At 65.8% G+C, this 18471-nt stretch carries 19 protein-coding genes and 1 pseudogene; 13 read left to right on the top strand and 7 right to left on the bottom strand.

Translation table 11 applies throughout. The features are described 5' to 3' along the window. Window positions 1–109 precede the first annotated feature (109 nt). Together HMP06_RS01840 and HMP06_RS01835 are read left to right on the top strand one after the other, a co-directional pair. The gene (locus HMP06_RS01840; protein ID WP_176495547.1) at window positions 110–667 is read left to right on the top strand and encodes a CHAP domain-containing protein; all 558 of its coding nucleotides are present in this window, start codon (window positions 110–112) and stop codon (window positions 665–667) included. A 114-nt stretch (window positions 668–781) separates the two neighbouring features. After that, window positions 782–1960 (top strand): vWA domain-containing protein, encoded by a 1179-nt coding sequence (locus HMP06_RS01835; RefSeq protein ID WP_176495546.1) that lies wholly within the window; start codon window positions 782–784, stop codon window positions 1958–1960. Here the strand turns inward: HMP06_RS01835 and HMP06_RS01830 are convergent, their stop codons facing one another. The 4 genes from HMP06_RS01830 to HMP06_RS01815 all read right to left on the bottom strand — a co-directional run bounded on the left by HMP06_RS01830 (window position 1961) and on the right by HMP06_RS01815 (window position 4666). Further along, a complete protein-coding gene (locus HMP06_RS01830; RefSeq protein ID WP_176495545.1) occupies window positions 1961–2371 on the bottom strand; it encodes an endonuclease domain-containing protein in 411 nt (136 codons plus the stop codon). Window positions 2372–2445: 74 nt separating this feature from the next. Then, the gene (locus HMP06_RS01825; protein ID WP_176495544.1) at window positions 2446–2676 is read right to left on the bottom strand and encodes a hypothetical protein; all 231 of its coding nucleotides are present in this window, start codon (window positions 2674–2676) and stop codon (window positions 2446–2448) included. A 68-nt stretch (window positions 2677–2744) separates the two neighbouring features. Then, window positions 2745–3941, bottom strand: coding sequence for an exo-beta-N-acetylmuramidase NamZ family protein (locus tag HMP06_RS01820; RefSeq protein ID WP_176495543.1), 1197 nt, complete (start codon window positions 3939–3941; stop codon window positions 2745–2747). Next, on the bottom strand, window positions 3938–4666 hold the full coding sequence (locus HMP06_RS01815) for a DOMON-like domain-containing protein (RefSeq protein WP_176495542.1): 729 nt from the start codon (window positions 4664–4666) through the stop codon (window positions 3938–3940). Before HMP06_RS01815 ends, HMP06_RS01820 begins: the two co-directional genes overlap by 4 nt. On the opposite strand from HMP06_RS01815, the gene rimO reads away from it, so the two are divergent. From rimO to HMP06_RS01790, 5 genes are all read left to right on the top strand, one after another. Next, the gene (gene rimO / locus HMP06_RS01810) at window positions 4657–5988 is read left to right on the top strand and encodes a 30S ribosomal protein S12 methylthiotransferase RimO (RefSeq protein ID WP_176495541.1); all 1332 of its coding nucleotides are present in this window, start codon (window positions 4657–4659) and stop codon (window positions 5986–5988) included. The genes HMP06_RS01815 and rimO overlap by 10 nt on opposite strands. Before the next feature lie 71 nt (window positions 5989–6059). After that, the gene (locus HMP06_RS01805; RefSeq protein ID WP_176495540.1) at window positions 6060–7460 is read left to right on the top strand and encodes a serine hydrolase domain-containing protein; all 1401 of its coding nucleotides are present in this window, start codon (window positions 6060–6062) and stop codon (window positions 7458–7460) included. Further along, complete coding sequence (locus tag HMP06_RS01800) at window positions 7457–8845, top strand: leucyl aminopeptidase family protein (RefSeq protein ID WP_176495539.1); 1389 nt, start codon at window positions 7457–7459, stop codon at window positions 8843–8845. The genes HMP06_RS01805 and HMP06_RS01800 overlap by 4 nt, the downstream gene beginning before the upstream one ends. Continuing rightward, the gene (locus HMP06_RS01795) at window positions 8842–9234 is read left to right on the top strand and encodes a hypothetical protein (protein ID WP_176495538.1); all 393 of its coding nucleotides are present in this window, start codon (window positions 8842–8844) and stop codon (window positions 9232–9234) included. The genes HMP06_RS01800 and HMP06_RS01795 overlap by 4 nt, the downstream gene beginning before the upstream one ends. Window positions 9235–9330: 96 nt before the next feature. Beyond that, window positions 9331–9744 (top strand): hypothetical protein, encoded by a 414-nt coding sequence (locus tag HMP06_RS01790; protein WP_176495537.1) that lies wholly within the window; start codon window positions 9331–9333, stop codon window positions 9742–9744. 96 nt (window positions 9745–9840) lie between these two features. On the opposite strand, the gene HMP06_RS01785 is transcribed toward HMP06_RS01790, so the two are convergent. Then, window positions 9841–10422 (bottom strand): hypothetical protein, encoded by a 582-nt coding sequence (locus tag HMP06_RS01785; RefSeq protein ID WP_176495536.1) that lies wholly within the window; start codon window positions 10420–10422, stop codon window positions 9841–9843. Window positions 10423–10429: 7 nt separating this feature from the next. After that, on the bottom strand, window positions 10430–11164 hold the full coding sequence (gene tpiA / locus HMP06_RS01780; protein ID WP_176495535.1) for a triose-phosphate isomerase: 735 nt from the start codon (window positions 11162–11164) through the stop codon (window positions 10430–10432). 129 nt (window positions 11165–11293) lie between these two features. On the opposite strand from tpiA, the gene HMP06_RS01775 reads away from it, so the two are divergent. Next, window positions 11294–13249, top strand: coding sequence for a peptidylprolyl isomerase (locus HMP06_RS01775; protein ID WP_176495534.1), 1956 nt, complete (start codon window positions 11294–11296; stop codon window positions 13247–13249). Next, window positions 13230–14756: an anthranilate synthase component I gene (gene trpE, locus HMP06_RS01770; protein WP_176495533.1), complete on the top strand. Its 1527-nt coding sequence runs from the start codon at window positions 13230–13232 to the stop codon at window positions 14754–14756. Before HMP06_RS01775 ends, trpE begins: the two co-directional genes overlap by 20 nt. A 141-nt stretch (window positions 14757–14897) precedes the next feature. On the opposite strand, the gene HMP06_RS01765 is transcribed toward trpE, so the two are convergent. Further along, a complete protein-coding gene (locus HMP06_RS01765) occupies window positions 14898–15374 on the bottom strand; it encodes a hypothetical protein (protein WP_176495532.1) in 477 nt (158 codons plus the stop codon). Window positions 15375–15483: 109 nt separating this feature from the next. On the opposite strand from HMP06_RS01765, the pseudogene HMP06_RS01760 reads away from it, so the two are divergent. The 4 genes and pseudogenes from HMP06_RS01760 to moaC form a co-directional block, all read left to right on the top strand. After that, a pseudogene (locus HMP06_RS01760) lies at window positions 15484–16062 on the top strand (anthranilate synthase component II); the annotation flags it as partial. Window positions 16063–16148: 86 nt separating this feature from the next. Further along, window positions 16149–17144 (top strand): anthranilate phosphoribosyltransferase, encoded by a 996-nt coding sequence (gene trpD / locus HMP06_RS01755; protein ID WP_176495531.1) that lies wholly within the window; start codon window positions 16149–16151, stop codon window positions 17142–17144. Next, on the top strand, window positions 17141–17926 hold the full coding sequence (gene trpC / locus HMP06_RS01750; RefSeq protein WP_176495530.1) for an indole-3-glycerol phosphate synthase TrpC: 786 nt from the start codon (window positions 17141–17143) through the stop codon (window positions 17924–17926). Before trpD ends, trpC begins: the two co-directional genes overlap by 4 nt. Further along, window positions 17923–18390, top strand: a complete 468-nt coding sequence (gene moaC, locus HMP06_RS01745) for a cyclic pyranopterin monophosphate synthase MoaC (protein WP_176495529.1) — start codon at window positions 17923–17925, stop codon at window positions 18388–18390. Before trpC ends, moaC begins: the two co-directional genes overlap by 4 nt. The last annotated feature ends 81 nt before the right edge of the window (window positions 18391–18471 follow it).

Raw genomic sequence — 18471 nt, 5'->3', positions numbered from 1 at the left:
TTGCCACGACGTGCCCCTTGCCGCCATCCTTTCGGACGATTCTCGGTAACCACGCCGTAAACCATTTCCCGCTACCAAAGCTTCGGGGGGTACCTGTCAGGGGTGCCTAATGCGGTTCGGGATTATCTTAGCTAGCGTTTGTGCGGTCGCCGCCGTGTCGGCCCCGGCACGCGCCACATCGCTGCTCGATTATGTCGGGCAATGCGTGCCCTTCGCGCGCGCCGCCTCGGGCATTCAAATCTACGGCGATGCGTGGACATGGTGGGACAAGGCCGCCGGCGTGTATCAACGCGGTGAGACGCCCCGCTCCGGATCGGTCATCGTGTTCGCCCGCACCGCCCGTCTGCCGCTCGGCCATGTCGCGGTCATCAGCCGCGTGGTCGACCGCCGTGTCGTCATGGTCACCCACGCCAATTGGTCGCGCCAGAATGGCGAGCGGGGCCATGCCGAGCAGGACGTGACGCTAACCGACGTGTCGCCCGATAACGACTGGAGCGAAGTGAAGGTGTGGTATCGCGACATGGAGGGGCTCGGCAGCACCGTCTATCCGACCTATGGCTTCATCTATGGCAAGGCGCTTGCGCACGGTGCTGCGGCCCGCCCCGCCCCCGAACTCACCAGCCGCGACCCCGATTATGTCGGGGCGTTGATCGACGCGTATCGGTGAAATCTCCCCTCCCACTTGTGGGAGGGGTTGGGGGAGGGCATGTTCGAAACATCGGCCTATCAACAGGCCCTCCCCTAACCCCTCCCGCAAGCGGGAGGGGAATGAGAAGTGCCCATGTTCCTGAACTTCCTTGACGAGCTCCGCAGCGCCGGAATCCCCGCCAGCCTCAAGGAGCACCTGTTGCTGCTCGAAGCGCTCGACGCCGAGGTGATCGACCGCACGCCCGAGGAATTCTATTACCTGTCGCGCGCCGTGTACGTGAAGGACGAGGGCCTGCTCGATCGCTTCGACCAGGTTTTCGCCAAGGTCTTCAAGGGCATCGCCACCACCTTCGGCCAGACTGCCGCCGAAATCCCTGCCGATTGGCTGAAGGCCGTCGCCGAGAAATACCTAACCCCTGAGGAAATGGAGCAGATCAAGTCGCTCGGATCGTGGGACGAGATCATGGAGACGCTCAAGCAGCGGCTCGAGGAACAAGAAAAGCGCCACCAGGGCGGCAACAAATGGGTCGGCACCGGCGGCACGTCGCCCTACGGCAATAGCGGCTACAATCCCGAAGGCGTCCGCATCGGCGGCGAAAGCACGCACAAGCGCGCGCTGAAAGTTTGGGACCAGCGCGACTTCAAGAATCTCGACAACACGCGTGAACTGGGCACGCGCAACATCAAGGTGGCGCTGCGGCGCTTGCGCAAATTCGCGCGCGACGGGGCCGCCGACGAGCTCGACATCGACGCGACGATCAGCGGCACGGCGCGGCAGGGCTGGCTCGACGTCGTGATGCGCGCCGAGCGCCGCAATGCGGTCAAGCTGCTGCTGTTCCTGGATGTCGGCGGATCGATGGACCCGTGGGTCAAGCTCTGCGAGGAATTGTTTTCCGCCGCGACGACCGAGTTCAAGAATCTCGAATTCTTCTACTTCCACAATTGCCCGTATGAAGGCGTGTGGAAGGACAATCGCCGCCGCTTTGCCGAGCGCACGCCGATGTGGGACGTGCTCCACAAATTCGGCCATGATTACAAACTGGTGTTCGTCGGAGATGCCTCGATGAGCCCGTATGAGATCACACATCCCGGCGGATCGGTCGAGCATTTCAACGAGGAATCGGGCGCGGCATGGCTGCAGCGGATGACCAACACCTATCCCGCCGCGGTGTGGCTCAACCCGATCCCGAAAGAACAATGGGGCTATTCGCAAAGCCTGCGCATCATCGCCGATCTGATGACCGACCGAATGTACCCGCTGACGCTGGCGGGCCTAGATGAGGCAATGCGGGAATTGACGCGGAAGCGGTGATTATTTGTAGCGTGGTGTCCGCTTCCTCCCCTCCCTGGAAGGGAGGGGTTGGGGGTGGGTGCCGCCGAGGCACTCGGCGGTCTCCGCCAGAATGCGCGAGGCAGCGCCGTCGGGGTTCGATAGGACGTCGGAGTTCCAAAGTCTGACGACACGCCAGCCCTGCGCCTCTAAATACGCCGTCCGCCCCATATCGTATCGAATCTGCTCGTGATGTTGGCTTCCATCCAGTTCTATCGCCAGCTTGGCGGCACGATTTGCAAGATCGATGATGTAGCGATCGTCAATCGAAAGCTGTCTTGTAAAAGCCGGTCTGTATCTTGAGAGCAACTTCCAAAGTTCACGTTCAGCAGGTGTCGGCTCGCGCCGCATCCGTCTTGCGTTCTCCGTTATGGATTTCGAAATCCGGCGCATGTGGTTAGTGTAGAGCGGCGAGCTTTGCCCGCCAACCCACCCCCAACCCCTCCCTTTCAGGGAGGGGAGCGAAGTCAGGCCGGAATCGCTTGCAGCTTCTGCAGGTACATCGCCACCAGCATCATCCGACGCTCGCGCGCTTCCTCGGTGATCGCACGCGCTGCGGCCTGACGTTCGGCGGTTACGCGCCGCATATAGAATTGACGGTCGGATTCCACGGCATCCCTCCGGTACGCGAATACTGGCCCCCCGGCCAACGAATCGGTGAAATCCTCATGGAATACCGCGCCTTGCGTGACCATCATCAATTGGCGTGAGAGGCGCGAGTCGTTGCTGCGTTGCGGTGAGACGAACAGGGCGCCGCCGAATCCGTCTAATACAGCAGGAAAGGCCGCCGCGACTCGGCCCAAGCAGCTTCGTCTGTCAGCGTCAGCGCATCGAGATCGCCCGGAGTCGCGCGCGAGTCGTCCACCCATTCGCGCAAGGCACGGCCGCCATTGATGACGTCGATCGCGAGCTTCCCGAACGCATATTCATACGGAAAATCGCGCCAAAGATCATAATCCGGATACAGCGCACGGATCGCCTTGAAGCCCAACGCCTGCACCCGCCACGGGCGGAACGCGGCGTGATCGTAGGATGGCCCCTCGGCGTGGATATGAACGCCGCTGCACAATTGGCCGACATGCTTGTGGAAGGTCGGCTCGAACCAGATGTCGCGCAGCGTACAGCCGTGCAGCCACTCGGGCGCGAGGCGGCGCATCTCGGCGATCACCGCCTTGGCATCGATATCCGGCGCGCCGAACAGTTCGAGCGGGCGCGTCGTGCCGCGCCCTTCGGACAGCGTCGCGCCCTCGACCATCACCGTGCCGGGGTAAGCGCGCGCCATGTTGAGGTTGGGGGCGTTGGGGCTGGGGTTGATCCACACGCGATCCGTAGGCCAGCCGAACCCCGGCGCGGCGTCGGGCTCCCACCCCTCCATTTCGATCACACGATAATCGACGTCGAGGCCGAGCTCGGCGATGAACCAATGGCCCAGCTCGCCCAGCGTCATCCCGTGCCGCATCGGCATCGGCCCGGCGCCGACGAAACTCTCCCAGCCGGGGCGTAGCGTAAGGCCTTCGATCGGCCGCCCGACCGGATTGGGCCGGTCAAGCACCCACAGCGCTTTCTTATGCTCTGCGCACGCCTCGAGCATATACCGTAGCGTGGTGATGAAGGTGTAGATGCGTGTGCCGAGATCCTGCAGATCGACCAGCACGACGTCGAACGTCCCCATCGATTGCCCGGTCGGTCGCCGCACCTCGCCGTAGAGGCTGAACACCGGGAAGCCGTAGGTCGGATCGGTGAAGTCGGGCGACTCCATCATATTGTCCTGCAAATCGCCGCGCATCCCGTGCTGCGGCCCGAACGCGGCGGTGATGTTGATGCCCGCCGCGACCAGCGCGTCGATGCTGTGCGTCAGGTCAGCCGTCACGGAGGCTGGATGCGCGAGCAACGCGACACGCTTCCCCTCCAGCGGCTTGCGGAGCGCAGGGTCGGCGAGCAGGCGATCGATACCGAAGTTCATGGCCGCTCAGGTGCCGGGAGGGTCGCGATAAAGCAATCCCGGTTGTGGAAATCCGGCGGCCCGGGGGCGTGGGCTAGCGCCCAATAGGATTTGGTGCCGTCGCGTTCTTCGATCACGGCGGAGAGGTTTAAGTGGCACGTAGCACTCGCATCAGCCTCGGGCGTCTCCGTCATGTCGAGTGCAACTGTAACCTCAAGGCGTCCTTCCGGTCGCTCGACATCAAAGTGCGGAGTGGGAAAAGGGAAGGAGCCGCCCGAAACGCGATAGGACGAGAATTTGAAGGCATCCCACGCCGTCGAGGGAGCGAAATTGAATTCGAGATAGTCCGCACCCTCCCCCGCCGAGACGAAGGCCTCAAAGCAGGTGTGTTGCCATAGATCGGGATGCCGGGACGCATATCGGACAGGTTGGGGAATCAGGATTCTGTCCGTATCGCCGCTAACCAAGTAACGAATGACGAACGTACCCTCGACGGTTCTCGCTGCTTCGACCGAAATCACGAGATCGGGCGCGGAAAATTGCGGATGCGGTATCAGGTCGTAGAGCACCAAACCTCCGTTCGGGCTGAGCTTGTCGAAGCTCTGCCCTTCCCGCCCACGGTAGAGAGAAAGACAGCCCTTCGACAAGCTCAGGGCGAACGGATGATCGGGTTCGGGCGAGCGGATCGCGGGTGGCTGGCAAATTACCTGCACAATCGCTACATGCCGCCCCTCCCATGGCAACACTCCTCCCCACCCCGCCGAAAATCGGCATGGTTTCGCTCGGCTGTCCCAAGAACCTGGTCGACAGCGAACGCATCCTGACCAAGCTGCGCAGCGACGGCTATCAGATGTCGCCCGATTATGCCGGCGCCGACGTCGTGCTCGTCAACACCTGCGGCTTTCTCGATTCGGCCAAGGAGGAAAGCCTCGAAGCAATCGGCGAGGCGATCGCCGAGAATGGCCGCGTCATCGTCACCGGCTGCATGGGCAAGGAAGCGGAGATGATCCGCGCCAAATTCCCGAACGTCCTCGCGGTCACCGGCGCGCATCAGTACGAAGAAGTCGTGGGTGCGGTTCACGAAGCGGCGCCGATGCCGCCGAGCGCGTTCCTCAACTTGGTGCCCGACAGCGGCCTGAAGCTCACCCCGCGCCACTACAGCTATTTGAAGATCAGCGAAGGCTGCAACCACCGCTGCTCCTTCTGCATCATCCCGAGCCTTCGCGGCGATCTCGTCAGCCGCCGCCCAGATGCGATCCTGCGCGAAGCCGAAAAGCTGATCGAAGCCGGCACCAAGGAATTGCTGGTGATCAGCCAGGACACGTCCGCGTACGGCGTCGACATCCGTCACCAGCCGCGGATGTGGCACGGCGAAGAGGTCCGCGCGCACATGACCGATCTGTCGCGCGAACTGGGCAAGCTCGGCGCGTGGGTGCGACTGCATTACGTGTACCCCTACCCGCACGTCGATCACGTCATTCCGCTGATGGCCGAGGGGCTGGTGCTCCCCTATCTCGACATCCCGTTCCAGCACGCCAGCCGCAACGTGCTCAAGCTCATGAAGCGCCCGGCGAACGAAACCAAGGTGCTTGAGCGCATCAAGAACTGGCGGACGATCGCGCCCGACATCGCGATCCGATCGACCTTCGTCGTCGGCTTCCCCGGCGAGACCGAGGACGATTTCGCCTATTTAATGGACTGGCTCGAGGAAGCGCAGCTCGACCGCGTCGGGGCGTTCCGCTTCGAACCGGTCGAGGGTGCCGCCGCCAACGACTTGCCCAATCACGTACCCGAGGACATCAAGGAAGAGCGCTACGCCCGGTTGATGGAACTGACCGCACGCATTTCGGCGGAGAAGCTCCAGGCCAAGATCGGCCGCACGCTCGACGTGATCATCGACGCAGTCGATGAAGAGGGCGGCGCGACCGGCCGCTCCAAGGCCGATGCGCCAGAGATCGACGGGGAAGTCTTCCTGCGCGATGCCGGGCACCTCAAGCAAGGCGACATCGTGGCCGTCGAGATCGAGGACGCCGACGAGCACGATTTGTACGGCGCGCCCGTCGCCTGAGCCACTTCTGGCTTTCCTTTTTCGGCACGGGGGTGACATATCGGCGTCTCAGACCCTGTGAAAGAGTGCCCGTGACGCCGTTCCGATCCTGTTTCGCCGCGATCCTGCTGGTCGCCGCCGCACCCCTCGCCGCGCAGGATTTGAGCCCCGCCGAAACGGCGAAGGTCGACAGCACCGTCACCGACACGCTCGCCAAATCGGGCGTGCCCTCGGCCTCGATCGCGATCGTACGCGGTGGGCGCGTCGTCTATGCCAAGGCGTATGGCAAGCAGGCCGAAACCGGCACGACGCGCGACGACGCCCCGTATCAGATCGCCTCGATCTCGAAGCAATTCACTGCCGCTGCCGTCCTGCTGCTGCAACGCGACGGCAAGCTCAGCCTCGACGATACGGTCGCAAAATACCTCCCTGATATCAGCGGTGGCGACACGATCACGCTGCGCCAATTGCTCAGCCACACCGCAGGGCTACAGGATTACTGGCCGCAGGATTACAGCTTCAAGGCGATGGCCACACCCGTCACACCGCAGCAGATCGTCGATCGCTGGGCGAAGAAACCGCTCGATTTCACCCCCGGCACGCAGTGGCAATATTCGAACACCGGCTATGTCGTCGCGGGCATGATCGTCGAAAAGGTCTCCGGCCAACCGCTGCTCGATTTTCTCCAAGCGCGCATCTTCAAGCCGCTCGGCATCAAAGCGTCCGACCAGGATCTCGCGATCGGGCCGGGCTTTCCGCAAGGCTACGGGCGCGCCGCGCTGGGACCAGTGCGCCCCGTCACGCCCGCCGCGCACGGCTGGCTTTACGCGGCTGGCGAGCTGTCGATGAGCGCAAAATCGCTCGCCTTGTGGGATGTCGCGCGGCTCGATCGCACCGTGCTAACGCCCGAGGATTGGGCGGCGCAGGAAACGCCGGTCAAGCTCGCCGATGGCACCACCAACGGCTACGGCCTCGGCGTGTTCAGCGGGTCCGCCAGCGGCCACCGCTTCATCGAGCATAGCGGCGAGGCAGTCGGCTTCCTCTCGGAAAACATCGTCTATCCCGATGACAAGGCCGCGATCGTCGTGCTGACCAACAGCTGGTCGAACGAAGCGTTCAAGGTCCTGTCCCAAAAGCTCTCGGGCATCGTGCTCACGCCGGCAGCGCCCGATCCGGCCGACACCGCCGCGCTCGCGCAAGTACGCCAAGTGTTCGATCAAGTGCGCGGCGGCACGCTCGACCGCAGCCGCCTGACCGAGAATGCGAACTTCTATTTCAACGCCACTACGCTCGGCGATTACCGCACCAGCTTGGCCCCGCTCGGCACGCCGCGCAGCTTCGCGCAGATGGGCAAGACGCGGTTGCGCGGCGGCTTCGTCAACCGCGTCTACCGTGTCGAATTCCCGACCATCACCCTTGTCATCAGCACCTATGCCGAACCCGGCGAGAACGGAAAGATCGAACAATTCCTAGTGGCACCCACCCAGCAATGACCGATTTCGCAAGCCTGCTGCAGCCCGATCGCGGCCAGCCCGCGCGGAGCATCCACGTCGTTCATCCCGATCGCTGGTCGGAATGGCTGAACGCGCAACCGCCGCGCATCCGCACCACCGTCGCGGCGCACCGGCTGACCGGCAAGGCGGGCAATCGCGCGGTCCTGCCAGGTGATGGCCCGGACGATTGGGCGATGCTGCTGGTGTGCAACGAAGGCGTCGACTCGCCGTGGCGGATCGCGTCGCTCGGCGAGCAATTGCCCGAGGGGACCTATCGCCTGGCCGAGGGCGAGCCCGGTGCCGCGATGCTCGGCTGGTGCCTCGCGCAACACAAGTTCACCCGCTACCGCAGCGACGATCCCGCCCAAGGGCCGCGCGTGCTGCTGACCGGCGAACCCGCGCGGATCGTCGAGACCGTCGCGATTGCGAGCGCCACCGCGCAAGTCCGCGATCTGGTCAACATCCCTGCCGCCGATCTCGGCCCCGCCGAGCTGGAAGCGGAAGCGAAAAAGCTGGCCGAGGCGCATTCAGCGACGCTCACGGTGACCAAGGGCGACGCGCTCGTCCAAGGCTATCCGATGATCCACACCGTCGGCCAAGCCGCCGCCAAGGGCCGCGAGCCGCGCCTGATCGAGCTCGAATGGGGCGACCCCAAGAACCCGCGCATCGCGATCATCGGCAAGGGCGTATGCTTCGATTCGGGCGGTCTCGACATCAAGACCGGCGGCAGCATGAAGCTGATGAAGAAAGACATGGGCGGTGCCGCGCACGCGCTCGCGCTCGCCGGGCTGGTGATGGGGCTACGTTTGCCCGTCCGGCTGCACCTGCTGATTCCGGCGGTCGAGAACAGCATCGCGGGCAATGCCTTCCGCCCCGGCGACATCCTGCGCTCGCGCAAAGGGCTGACGGTCGAGAACACCAATACCGATGCCGAGGGGCGGCTCGTCCTCGGCGATGCGCTGACCAAAGCGGCGGAGAGCAACCCCGGCCTGATCCTCGATTTCGCGACGCTGACCGGCGCAGCGCGCGTCGCGCTCGGCCCCGATCTGCCCGCAACCTTCGTCAATGACGACACGCTCGCCGATGCGCTGCTCGCGGCGGGCAGCGCGGTCGGCGATCCGCTGTGGCGGATGCCGCTGTGGGACGGGTACGATGCGATGCTCGACAGCGACATCGCCGACATGGTCAACGCGCCCGAGGGCGGCTTTGCCGGATCGGTGACCGCCGCGCTCTTCCTGCGCCGCTTCGTCGATGCGGGCACGCCCTGGGCGCATTTCGACACCTTCGCGTGGCGACCAGCGTCGAAGCCGGGCCGGCCCAAGGGCGGCGACGCGCTCGGCCTGCGCGCGGCCTGGGCGGTGCTGAAAGGGCGGTATCCGGGATGATCTACATCTGGCTCAACCTGTTCCCCATCCTGATCGCGACAACGATCGGGCTGACGACCGGTGCGGCCTATCGCGTGACGTTCGATCGGTCGGTGGGTCGAATGTCGATCGGCGCAATCGTCACCGCCGCGCTCGGCTTGTTCTGGTTCGCCTCGATCCTGGCGGGCGCGCTGATCCTAGCCCCGCCCAAGGCCGCCCCGTGGATCATGGCGGTGGGCAGCGCGGTGGTGATCTGGGCGGGCTTCGTGCTGCCGGTGGTCGCGATCACCCACAGCTATCGCAGCGCGCCGCCCCGCCGCGCCGTGGGCGACAGCCTCTACTGGCTGATCACGATGGTCGCGCAAGCGGTGGCGATGAAGCTGATCGGGTTGGTGCCCCCGCCGGTTTGATGCGTAGGGGTGGAAGGCCGCTTTGGTTGTCAGGAGACGGTCAGCTTTGGGCCCAATTCGTTTGAAACCAGACTTTGGTCGGCCTAGCTTCCGGATATGGTATATCCGACCCAGATCGATTGCACTTGGCTCGCCACTGACGCCGACGGGCGGTTGGCTGCGATGATAACTGCGGGCGAAGGCCCGATTCCTGCCGCCGTTTTAAAGAGCGGTATCGACGTGGTCGGTATCGAGGAAAGGCTGCTCAACTTGCCGGTCGTAGGCGATGCGACTGCAGTCGCTGCGGTGCCGAACCCAAGCTCATTCATCGATCTAAGCCGCCGAGGGTTCTTTGTGTACGACTGGACGGATGGGCATAGATCACGTGCTCAAGCGCTAGGCACCTACGAGTTGGTCGCATCTCCTTCTGTCTTCATTAAACCAGAGGATTTGCCTGCCGATCTGCGCGAGTTTCCGTCTATCGGAATGATCGTCGGCGCGATTGGGGCCGCTCATTTGAAAGTCGAGTAGGCGCAGAAGACTACCGCTTTGGGGTCGCACCAAAACGATGGCTGACGGCAAAAACCGGGCGGAAGCCGCAGCCTCCGATTCAATTCCACGTCTCCCCTACTCCTTCCGCCAGCGTGAAATCGCTCGGTCGTAGCGGTCGCGTTCCTCCGCCAGCGCATCGCCGCGCTCCTTGCTGTCGCGCTCATGCGCTGCCTCGAGATCGCGGCGTTCACGGTCAAGCGCGCGTTGCCGCGCGAGAAGCGCAGCGTCGGCGTCGCGGTAGGCATCTTCCAGATCGGCGAGCGCCTGTTCCGCCGCGGCGAGCGCGTCGCGCGAGGGCTTGGGCGGGGGTGGCGGTGTGGGTTTCGGTTCCGCTTTCCGCTCGGGTGAAGCCTTGCCCCCGCCCCGCTTGGTTTTGGCAGGCGTGGCCGGCGGATCGTCCTCCGCCGTCCGCACCGGCGCATCGGGCAGTGCGGCGATCTGCTCCGCCGTCGTCCCGCGCGAGCGTTTGATCACCGCGCCCGGATGCGCGAGCGGCTCGGCGGTGAGCGCCGGATCGGTAACTTCCTGCGCAATCCCCCGCGCAAACAGGTCGTGCTCGCTGCCCCAGGCCGCAAGCGCGGCCTTGCGGCTCGGTGCCGCGACATAGGCGTCGTGGAAGCCCGCGGGCACCACGAACACCTTGAGCTGCCGCGCCACCCGGCCCTCAGGCTGCTTCGATGATCGGCACGAACTTCGCCGCCGTCAGGCTCGCGCCGCCGACCAGCGCGCCGTCGACATCGCCCGCGTGCAGCAAGTCCGCCGCATTCTCCGCCGTCACCGATCCGCCGTACAGGATCCGCACCGCATCCGCCTCGTCGCCGATCAACGCGCGCAGCTTCGCGCGGATCGCGCCGTGCATCGCCGCCACATCCTCGACCGTCGGCGTGCGCCCCGTACCGATCGCCCAGACCGGCTCATAGGCGATCGACAGCCACTCCGCCGCCGCACCCTCGGGCAGCGATCCGGCGATCTGCGCCGTCACCACCGCCTCGGCCCGGCCCGCATCACGCTCGGCCAGCGTTTCGCCGACGCACAGGATCGCGCGCATTCCGTGGCGGTGCAGCGCCTCGGCCTTGGCCTTCACTTGCGCGTCGGTTTCGTGGCAGTCGGCGCGGCGCTCGCTATGCCCGACGATTGAGAAGGACGCGCCGGCTTCCTTGAGCATCGCCGCGGACAGGCACCCGGTATGCGCGCCCTTGTCGGCCGGGTGGACATCCTCCGCCCCGATCGCGAAGCCCGGCACGCGCTCGCCCGCAGGCGCGATCAGCGTGGCGGGAACCGCAATCGCCACGTCGACATCCGTGCTCGCCCCCGCCGCCGCGATCGCGACCAGTTCGGTCAGCGCCGCGCGGTCGCCGTTCATCTTCCAATTGCCCGCCACCAGCTTGCGTCGTGTCATCCCTCACCCTTCACGGTCGTGTTTGCGGATGCGATAACGCAGCGGCGCGCGCACGCAAGCTTGAAGCCGCCACGCCTCCCCCCTAAAGCGGCGCGCAACACGCTTTCAAAAGATCGGCCCTATCCGACCATGATCAGTTTCATTCGCCGCTTCATCACCAATCCGATCGGGGCTGCCGTTGCGCTCGGTTTCGTCGCGTTGATGGGGCTGCTCTTCGTGCTTAGCGACAATGCGGGTTCGTTGGGCGGCGCTGGCGGCGCGGCCAAGGGCGATGTCGCCGTCACCGTCGGCAAGACGAAGATCACAATTGCCGAGCTGCGCGCGGCGGCGCAGCGCGATGTCGATCAATATCGGCAGCAGAACCCGCAGCTCGACATGGCCGGTTTCATCGCGGGCGGCGGGTTCGAGGCGACGGTCGAGCGGATGATCGATTCGGCCGCCTTCCGCGCCTATGCCAAACAGCAGGGCATGGTCATCAGCAAGAAGTCGGTCGACGGCATCATCGCCAGCCAGCCAAGCTTGGCCGGCATAGACGGCAAGTTCGATCCGAAGAAATATGAAGCGGCGCTGCAGCAGATCGGCCAGACCGACGCGCAAGTCCGCGAGGACGTGACCGATCAGATCGTCACGCGCCACCTGATCGTCCCCACCGTCCGCGCCGCGCAAGTGCCCGAGCAGCTCGCCTTGCCCTATTCGAGCTTGTTGCTGGAGCAGCGTCGCGGCGTGATCGGCTTCATCCCGACCCAGGCCGTCCCCGCCGGCGCCGCGCCGACCGACGCCGAACTGACTCCGTATTATACCCGCAACGTCGCACGCTACCGCGTGCCAGAACGGCGCATCCTGCGCTATGCGCTGGTCAATCCCGCTCCGGTCGTGGCGCAGATCACGCCGACCGAGGCCGAGATCGCCGCCGCCTATAAGGCACAGTCCGCAAAATACGCGCCCGCCGATCTGCGCACGATCGTGCAAGTCGTCGTCGCCGATCAGGCCGCGGCAACCGCACTTGCTGCCAAGGTGCGCGGTGGTACCCCGATCGAAGCGGCCGCGCGTGCCGCGGGGCTTGAGCCCGTCACCGCGACCGACGTGCAGAAGGATGCCTACGTCAAGCAAAGCTCGGTCGAGCTCGCCAACGCCGCCTTTGCTGGCAAGGTCGGCGATGTCGTCGGGCCCTTGCGCGGGCCGCTCGGCTTCGTCGTGCTGAAGGTCGAAAAGCAGCGCACCCAGGCCGCCAAGACGCTCGCCGAGGCAACGCCGGAACTCAAGGCCGACTTGCTCAAGCAAAAGACCGGGACGGTGCTCAGCACGCTCCGCGCGAGCTTCGACGACAGCTTGGCGCGCGATCATTTCGACGGCATCGTCGCGAAGAACAAGCTCACCGCGCTCCGCACCCCCGCCTTGCTCGCAACGGGCGCTGACCCCGATGCGCCGACCACCCAGCCCGATCCGGCACTCGCGCAGATCGTCGCTGCGGGCTTTGCGGCGCAAGCCGGCGACGAAGCCCAGACCATCCCGCTCGGCACCGATGGCAGCTTCGCGCTGGCGCAGCTCGACAAGATCATCGCCGCCGCTCCACGCCCACTGGCGCAAATCCGTGAGATCGTTGCGCGCGATTTCATCATCGACCGGTCGCAGCGCGCCGCACGTCAGTTCGCCGCCACCGTCGTGGCCGCCGCCAACAAGGGCACGCCGCTTCCCCAGGCGCTTGGTGCCACGGGCCTGAAGCTGCCTGCGGCCCGTCCGATCGCGGGGCCGCGCGCGCAATTGCTGTCCAACCCGCGCGCCGTCCCGCCGCCGCTCGCAATGCTGTTCGCGATGGCGCAGGGCACTACCAAGATGCTGGAAGCGCCCGAAAAGGCAGGTTTCTACATCATCCATCTCGATACGATCGTGCCGGGCGATGCGCGCGGCAACAAAACCGTCATCGCCGGAACCCGTGCCGACATCGGCAAGGTGATCGGTCGCGAATACGCCGCCGAATTCGGCAAGGCGGTCCAGAACGCGATCGGGGTCACGCGCAATGCCGCCGCGATCGCCAAGTTGAAGGCCGACCTGCTCGGCGGCGCGAGTGCGACCGATCAGCCCTGATCGCGCCGGTCGATCGGCGGCACTGACGGCGCTCGCGGCCGGGCGCCCGGCCTTGCTGTGGCAGCGCCAGGTCGCCGACACCGAAACCCCGGTCGCCGCCGCGCTGAAGCTGATCGAACCGGGGCGTGGCGATTTCCTGCTCGAATCGGTCGAGGGCGGGGAGACACGCGGGCGTCACAGCCTGATCGGCCTTGCGCCCGACCTCGTCTTCCGCGCCGAGGGCAATAGCGCCGCGATCAACCCGCACTGGCTGACCGACCGCGACGCTTTCGCGCCCTGCGCCGAACCGACGCTCGACGCGTTGCGCACGCTGGTCGCATCCTGCCGGATGGACGTGCCGCCCGAGCTGCCCCGCGCGCTTGCCTGTCTGGTCGGCTATTTCGGCTATGAGACGATCGGCCTGGTCGAACGCCTGCCGCGCCCCGAGACGAGCGCGCTCGGCCTGCCCGACATGATGTTCGTGCGGCCGACGGTGATCCTGATCTTCGACCGGCTCGCCGATGCGCTGTTTTTGGTTGCCCCGGTGTGGCCCGATGCGACGCGTTCTCCTGAAGCCATTGTCGCCGAGGCGCTCGACCGGATCGATGCGACCGCCGCGCGCCTTGCCACCGCGCCGCTGCCCACTCCGGTCCGCGCCGAGGCTGGCGGAGAGATTGCGCTGCAACCCACGCTGCCCCCGGGCCGCTATGCCGAGATGGTCGCGGCGGCGAAGGACTATATCGTCGCGGGCGACATCTTTCAGGTCGTGCTGTCGCAGCGCTTTACCGCGCCCTTCACGCTGCCGCCGTTCGAGCTCTACCGCGCGCTCCGCCGCATCAACCCTTCGCCGTTCCTCTATCATCTGGATTTGCCCGGCTTCGCGCTGACCGGATCGAGCCCCGAAATCCTCGTCCGCGTCCGCGACGGCGAGGTGACGATCCGCCCGATCGCGGGCACGCGCCCACGCGGCAAGACGGCGGCGGAGGATGAAGCGAACCGCATTAGCCTGCTCGCCGATCCCAAGGAACGCGCCGAGCATTTGATGCTGCTCGATCTTGGTCGCAACGATGTCGGGCGGGTGGCGGAATCGGGCAGCGTTACCGTGACCGCGAGCTACACCACCGAATTGTACAGCCATGTCATGCACATCGTCTCGAACGTCGTCGGCCGGCTAAGCCCCGAGCACGACGCGCTCGACGCCCTTTTTGCCGGTTTTCCGGCGGGCACCGTCAGTGGCGCGCCAAAGGTGCGTGCGTGCGAAATCATCGCCGAGCTCGAAAACGCCGTGCGCGGGCCGTACGCGGGCGGCGTCGGCTATTTCTCGCCCGACGGATCGATGGATTCGTGCATCGTCCTGCGCACCGCGATTGTGAAGGACGGCGTCATGCATGTGCAGGCAGGCGCCGGGATCGTCGCCGATTCGAACCCGGATTATGAACAGCGCGAATGCGAGGCCAAGGCGGGCGCTTTGCTCGCCGCCGCGCGCGAAGCGATCGCACGGGCGGCCACGGTCGGCTTCGGCCAGTAAACGAACTCACGGGCATCGGAGCGCACAAGGACTCCCCACCCCGTTCGCCGTGAGCCTGTCGGAGGGCACGTCTCCAAAAGCACTCGGTGGGCGTGCGACGAGAGGGGGCTTCGACAAGCTCGGCCCGAACGGTCGAAATGATTAAGGAATCGAACGCTGCACGCGCCGGGCCTCGTTCCGCTCAGCGGCGAACTGTTCGGCGCGCAGCTTGGCGCAGCCGGTCTGCCCGCCCGATCCGGTCGGCGAGCATGTATCGGGCAACCCTCCCGCGCGGCGGCCCACTTCATCGGCCAGCGCGGTGCGGTTCACCCAGCTTTGGTTCTGGACCGGTATCGGCTTGTCGGCGCGCAATTCCTTGGGGATCCGATACGGCTCACCGGAGCGTGCGCAGACCACGATCTCCTCGTCGGGGTTGGTCGGTGCCGGGCATTTCTCGGTCCCCGTCAACATGATCGAGCGGATGCGCTGGGGCGGCTTGCCCGATTCGGCTTGCGCCGCCGCATTTGTCGTCGTGCTGGTCTGCGGCGTGGTAGGGGGCGTGGTCGGGGGGGCGGTCTGCGCGATACCCGCACCCGGAATCGCGACGAGCAGCAAGGCGACGGTCAGGGTGCGCAGCATGAGAATCTCCTAGAGGTGTACCAACGTCCGCGATCTAAGCTTGATCCAGCCTGAACGGACCCGATCACGATCATTGTCGCGCCCCCGCAAACGCGGTAGCGGCCCCGATATGATACTCGTGATCGACAATTACGACAGCTTCACCTGGAACCTGGTCCATTATCTGATGGAATTGGGCGCCGAGGTGAAGGTGGTACGCAACGATGCGCTCACCGCGGCGGAGGCGCTGGCCAGCAATGCGCAGGGGTTCCTGATTTCACCCGGCCCCAAAACGCCGACCGAGGCGGGCGTTTCGCTCGATCTGGTCGCGGCGTGCGCGGCCGCCGGGCGTCCGTTGCTCGGCGTGTGCCTAGGCCATCAGGCGATCGGTCAGCATTTCGGCGGGTCAGTCGTGCGCGGCGGGCTGATGCACGGCAAGACCTCGCCGGTCACGCACGACGGTACCGGCGTGTTCGCCGGCCTTCCCTCACCCTTCACCGCGACCCGCTATCACTCGCTGATCGTCGAGGATCTGCCGGCCGACCTGATCGTCAACGCACGTGCCGATGACGGCTCGGTGATGGGCATACGCCATGCGACGCTGCCGATCCACGGCGTGCAATTCCACCCCGAGAGCATCGCCACCGAACATGGCCACGCGCTGCTCGCCAATTTCCTCGCGGCGGCGGGCGTCGAACTCCCCTCCCGCTTGCGGGAGGGGCTGGGGGAGGGCCTGTTAAAACCGCAACGCCCGACATCCCCTCCCCTAACCCCTCCCGCAAGCGGGAGGGGAATTTGACCACGCTCACCCGCCTCCCCGATCCATCCTCCCCGCTGTCGCGCGAAACCGCGGCGCAGGCGTTCGCGGACCTGCTCGATGCACGCACGTCGGAGGAGGAGATCGCCACCTTCCTGATCGGCCTGACCGAACGCGGCGAGACCAGTATCGAAATCGCCGAGGCCGCGCGCGCGATGCGCAGCCGCCTCATCCCGATCGACGCCCCAGCGGGCGCAATCGATGTGTGCGGCACCGGCGGTGACGGGCACCACACGCTCAACGTATCGACCGCCGTGTCGATCGTCGTTGCCAGCACCGGCGTCCCCGTCGCGAAGCACGGCAACCGCGCCGCCTCGTCCAAGGCCGGTGCCGCCGATACGCTTGAGGCACTCGGCCTCGACATGCACCGCGCCGGACAGAATGCCGAAGCGAGCCTGCGCGATATCGGCATCGCCTTCCTCTTCGCCGCCAATCATCACCCGGCGATGAAGCGCATCACCCCGATCCGCCAGAAGCTGGGCATTCGCACGATCTTCAACCTGATGGGTCCGCTCGCCAATCCCGCCGGCGTCACGCGCCAGTTGATCGGCATCGCCCGCCCCGATTACGCCACCACCTATGCCGCCGCCCTCGAACAGCTCGGCACCGAGGCGGCGCTGGTCGTCTCGGGCGAGGAAGGCTTGGACGAACTGTCGAGCGCGGGCCCCAGCGTTGCGATCGGCGTCGGGCAAGTTACGCTGCCCGCCAACATCACGCCCGAGGACGCCGGGCTCCCGCGCCATCCGCTCAGCGCGATCCGCGGCGGCGATCCCGCGCACAATGCCGCGGCACTCCGCCGCTTGCTCCAGGGCGAGCGCGGTGCCTATCGGGACGCGGTGTTGCTCAACGCTGCCGCCGCGCTCGTCGTCGCGGGCCGGACGCACGACCTTGTCGATGGTGCCGCCATGGCGGCCGACGCGATCGACAACACTGCCGCCAACACCCTGCTCGATCGCTGGATCGCTTATTCATGACCGACATTCTCAACCGCATCCTCGAAACCAAGCGCGCTGAAGTCGCCGCCCGCAAGGCGACCGTGCCGCTTAGCGACCTAGACGCGCGCATCGCCGAACAGACTAAGCCGCGTGGCTTTCGTGCAGCACTCGATGCCCGCGCCGCCACCGGCTACGCGCTCGTCGCGGAGGTGAAGAAGGCCAGCCCGTCCAAGGGCATCATCCGCGAGGATTTCGACCCCGAAGCCCATGCCCGCGCTTATCAGGCGGGCGGCGCGACGTGCTTGTCGGTGCTGACCGACGAAGCGTGGTTCCAAGGCGCCGATGCGTATCTGGAGACGGCGCGCGCCGCGTGCGACCTGCCGGTCCTGCGCAAGGATTTCATGGTCGATCCATGGCAAGTCCCCGAATCGCGCAGCATCGGGGCCGATGCGATCCTGCTGATCATGGCCGCGATCGACGACGTGCTTCTTGCCGAAATCGAGGCGAGCGCGCTGGAATGCGGCATGGACGTATTGGTCGAGGTGCATTCGCAGGCCGAAATGGACCGCGCGATGAAGCTCAAATCGCGGCTGATCGGCGTCAACAACCGCGACCTGCGCACCTTCACGGTCGACTTTGCCCGAACCTACGAACTGGTGTCCAAGGCCCCGAAGGATTGCACCTTCGTCGCCGAAAGCGGCCTGATGACGCGCGCCGATCTCGATGCGATGGCCGAACATGACATCAAATGCTTCCTGATCGGCGAAGCACTGATGCGCGCGCCCGATGTCGAGGCGGCAACGCGAGTGCTGGTGGGGTGAGCGACCTCACCCACCTCGACGCCACCGGTGCCGCGCACATGGTCGATGTCGGCGCGAAAGCCGACACCCGCCGCGAGGCGGTAGCCACCGGTCGGATCGAGATGAGCGCAGAAGCAGCCCGCGCGATCCGCGAAGGCACCGCGCTGAAGGGCGACGTGCTCGCTGTCGCGCGCGTCGCCGGGATCATGGCGGCGAAGCGTACCGCTGAGTTGATTCCTTTGTGCCACCCGCTCCCGCTCACCCGCGTGGCGATCGATCTCGCGGTGGACGAAACCGGCGTCACCGCCACCGCCACCGCCGCGACGGCGGGCAAAACCGGGGTCGAGATGGAAGCACTCACCGCCGTCTCGGTCACACTGCTGACGATCTACGACATGGCCAAGGCGATCGACAAAGGCATGACGATCGGCGGGGTGCAGTTGCTCACCAAAACCGGCGGCAAATCGGGCGACTGGGCGCGCTGAGCAGCGCCTGCGCTTTCCCTAAAACGACGCTTCCCCGGCGAAGGCCGGGGCCCAGTCGGAATGGCAGAGGTAACGGAGCGC

Origin of the sequence: Sphingomonas sp. HMP6 (assembly GCF_013374095.1) — a bacterium.
In the GTDB taxonomy this organism is placed as follows: domain Bacteria; phylum Pseudomonadota; class Alphaproteobacteria; order Sphingomonadales; family Sphingomonadaceae; genus Sphingomonas.
The sequence above is the reverse complement of the archived record's forward strand: the minus strand, read 5'-3'. Positions and strand labels throughout refer to the sequence as shown.

Excerpts from the sequence above, each read along its gene's own strand:
- HMP06_RS01840 (WP_176495547.1), top strand. The coding sequence starts at position 110 with ATGCGGTTCGGGATTATCTTAGCTAGCGTTTGTGCGGTCGCCGCCGTG.
- HMP06_RS01835 (WP_176495546.1), top strand. The coding sequence starts at position 782 with ATGTTCCTGAACTTCCTTGACGAGCTCCGCAGCGCCGGAATCCCCGCC.
- HMP06_RS01830 (WP_176495545.1), bottom strand. The coding sequence starts at position 2,371 with ATGCGCCGGATTTCGAAATCCATAACGGAGAACGCAAGACGGATGCGG.
- HMP06_RS01825 (WP_176495544.1), bottom strand. The coding sequence starts at position 2,676 with ATGATGGTCACGCAAGGCGCGGTATTCCATGAGGATTTCACCGATTCG.
- HMP06_RS01820 (WP_176495543.1), bottom strand. The coding sequence starts at position 3,941 with ATGAACTTCGGTATCGATCGCCTGCTCGCCGACCCTGCGCTCCGCAAG.
- rimO (WP_176495541.1), top strand. The coding sequence starts at position 4,657 with ATGGCAACACTCCTCCCCACCCCGCCGAAAATCGGCATGGTTTCGCTC.
- HMP06_RS01800 (WP_176495539.1), top strand. The coding sequence starts at position 7,457 with ATGACCGATTTCGCAAGCCTGCTGCAGCCCGATCGCGGCCAGCCCGCG.
- HMP06_RS01795 (WP_176495538.1), top strand. The coding sequence starts at position 8,842 with ATGATCTACATCTGGCTCAACCTGTTCCCCATCCTGATCGCGACAACG.
- HMP06_RS01790 (WP_176495537.1), top strand. The coding sequence starts at position 9,331 with ATGGTATATCCGACCCAGATCGATTGCACTTGGCTCGCCACTGACGCC.
- tpiA (WP_176495535.1), bottom strand. The coding sequence starts at position 11,164 with ATGACACGACGCAAGCTGGTGGCGGGCAATTGGAAGATGAACGGCGAC.
- HMP06_RS01775 (WP_176495534.1), top strand. The coding sequence starts at position 11,294 with ATGATCAGTTTCATTCGCCGCTTCATCACCAATCCGATCGGGGCTGCC.
- HMP06_RS01765 (WP_176495532.1), bottom strand. The coding sequence starts at position 15,374 with ATGCTGCGCACCCTGACCGTCGCCTTGCTGCTCGTCGCGATTCCGGGT.
- trpC (WP_176495530.1), top strand. The coding sequence starts at position 17,141 with ATGACCGACATTCTCAACCGCATCCTCGAAACCAAGCGCGCTGAAGTC.